Origin of the sequence: Solemya elarraichensis gill symbiont (assembly GCF_002021095.1) — a bacterium.
Lineage (GTDB): Bacteria > Pseudomonadota > Gammaproteobacteria > Chromatiales > Chromatiaceae.
The window spans coordinates 1-1,869 of record NZ_MPRK01000298.1 but is presented as its reverse complement, the minus strand read 5'-3'; the positions used below and the strand labels follow the sequence as shown (position 1 = coordinate 1,869).

At 39.2% G+C, this 1,869-nt stretch carries 2 protein-coding genes; both read left to right on the top strand.

Annotation, left to right across the window (positions count from 1 at the left end; genetic code table 11):
- Positions 1 to 217, top strand: a 217-nt coding sequence (locus tag BOW51_RS10385; protein WP_078477647.1) for a co-chaperone GroES, incomplete at its 5' end; no start/stop codon positions are given.
- Between the two features lie 12 nt (positions 218 to 229).
- Positions 230 to 1,864, top strand: a complete 1,635-nt coding sequence (groL, locus tag BOW51_RS10380; RefSeq protein ID WP_011737939.1) for a chaperonin GroEL — start codon at positions 230 to 232, stop codon at positions 1,862 to 1,864.
- Positions 1,865 to 1,869 lie beyond the last annotated feature (5 nt).

The window sequence follows — 1,869 nt, the reverse complement described above, 5'->3', positions numbered from 1 at the left end:
ATTAATCATTCCAGATTCAGCCACAGAAAAGCCTTCAAAGGGTGAAATTTTGGCGATTGGTAACGGCAAAATTAACGATAATGGTGATGTTATTGCATTAGATGTTAAAGTTGGAGACCAGGTATTATTTGGTCAATATGCGGGTAACGAAATTAAAGTAGATGGTGAAACATTGCTAGTTGTACGTGAAGACGATATTGTCGCAATTATTGAATAAAGGAGATTAAAAATGTCAGCAAAAGATATAAAATTTGGCTCAGAAGCTAGAAATTTAATGTTAGATGGTGTTAATATGCTAGCTAACGCAGTTAAAGTAACACTAGGACCTAAAGGTAGAAATGTTGTACTAGATAAATCATTTGGTGGTCCCACAATTACCAAAGATGGTGTTTCTGTTGCTCAAGAAATTACCTTGGAAGGTAAATTTGAAAACATGGGTGCACAAATGGTCAAAGAAGTGGCATCAAAAACCAATGATATTGCTGGTGATGGAACTACAACAGCAACTGTACTTGCACAAGCGCTTGTTATTGAAGGTGTTAAATCAGTAGCGGCAGGCATGAACCCTATGGACCTTAAACGAGGTATTGACAAAGCAACAGAAACTGCTGTTAATGCGTTGCGTGAGTTCTCACAACCTTGTAATGATACAAAAGCCATTGCCCAAGTTGGTACCATTTCTGCAAACTCTGATATTTCTGTGGGTGATATTATTGCTGATGCCATGGAAAAAGTGGGTCAAGCTGGTGTTATTACAGTCGAAGAAGGTTCTGGTTTTGAAAATGAACTTGATGTGGTCGAGGGCATGCAGTTTGATCGCGGCTATTTATCACCTTACTTTGTTAACAATCAAGAATCAATGACTGCTAATCTTGAAACACCTTTTGTATTATTACATGACGGTAAAATTTCAAATATTCGTGATTTATTGCCTACATTAGAAGCAGTTCAAAAATCAGGCAAAGCTTTGCTAATCATTGCCGAAGACATTGATGGTGAAGCGTTAGCCACGTTAGTAGTTAACAATATGCGTGGTATTGTTAAAGTTGCAGCGGTTAAAGCTCCTGGCTTTGGCGATCGTCGTAAAGCAATTTTGGAAGACATTGCCGTACTAACAGGTGGTATGGTTATTTCAGAAGAAGTTGGTTTGTCTTTAGAAAAGGTAACTGAAGAACATCTTGGTACTGCTAAACGCATTGAAATTGGCAAGGAAAACACTGTCATTGTTGATGGTGCTGGCAAAAAAGTCGATATTGATGGCCGTATTGCACAAATTAAAGCACAAATTGAAACTACAACGAGCGATTATGATAAGGAAAAATTGCTTGAACGCTTGGCTAAATTATCAGGTGGTGTTGCTGTGATTAAAGTAGGCGCTGCTACTGAAGTTGAAATGAAAGAAAAGAAAGGCCGTGTTGATGATGCGTTACACGCCACTCGTGCTGCTGTTGAAGAAGGTGTCGTTCCTGGTGGTGGTGTTGCCTTGGTTCGTGTTATTAAAGCCTTAGATGGATTAACGGGTGATAATCATGATCAAAATATTGGTATTGACATTGCTAAACGCGCTATGGAGGCACCATTACGCCAAATTGTAACAAATGGTGGTGGTGAGGCTTCTGTTATTCTTAACGAAGTTGCCAAAGGTAAAGATAATTATGGCTACAATGCAGCAACAGAAAAATATGGTGATATGCTTAAGATGGGCATTTTAGATCCAACAAAAGTTGTTCGTGCAGCGTTACAACATGCTGCCAGTATTTCAGGTCTTATGATTACAACTGAGGCGATGATTACTGATACTCCTCAAGATACACCTGCTACTGCTGCAGCACCTGATATGGGTGGCATGGGCGGTATGATGTAACAATT